At 41.9% G+C, this 663-nt stretch carries 1 protein-coding gene; it reads right to left on the reverse strand.

The features are described 5' to 3' along the window. Positions 1-142 precede the first annotated feature (142 nt). Positions 143-663, reverse strand: a 521-nt coding sequence (locus A3738_RS31645; RefSeq protein WP_197474084.1) for a hypothetical protein, incomplete at its 5' end; no start/stop codon positions are given.

The following is a 663-nucleotide window of genomic DNA, read 5'->3' on the forward strand; positions in this document are numbered from 1 at the left end:
CTTCTTTCTATTTTATGACTATGTATTCGCCTCAACGCCAGATTCTGCTAACACTGTCGAACATAGCGCCTTAGGTTTAGTCGTTGGAGCGTTTTGTATTGGCTTTATTTTTGTTCTTTTTAAAGCATGGAAAGGACATTTGCTAAGACAAAGCTACTTGACTCGTTAGCAACCAACCAAGAAGTGACCCTACTAACACCAATGCTAAAACAGGCTTCGTGATAGCAAGCAGCTTGTTACGTACTCGACGCCTAGCTCTTAACTGTGGCAAATCTTTTAGTAATGAACTTGGCTCGTTCAATGGATAATGTATAAAGACCGCACCGTCTAAACATTGATTGTAGTCGCTGCTTCTCGCGATATTTTTGACTGCGCCCTCAACAGAGTTAGGTGATTCAGACAGCATCAGATCCAAAGCATCACCTATCTTAGAAACATTAGGCAATAATAAAGAGTTGCCAAACACCAATATTTCATCAGTATGAAGGTCGCCGATAATTCGCTCAACCTTATGAGAAGATTCCGAAATTAGAGGCAATACGCCCTCATCTCCATGGAGTAAGGCAGCTCCCATCTCGCCGATCCAACACAACTCATAATGGAACGAATCAAAGCGGCATAGAAGAATATTTGCACCATCACGCTGAAATTCGTCAAGTACAC

This window comes from Oleiphilus sp. HI0066, from assembly GCF_001635725.1.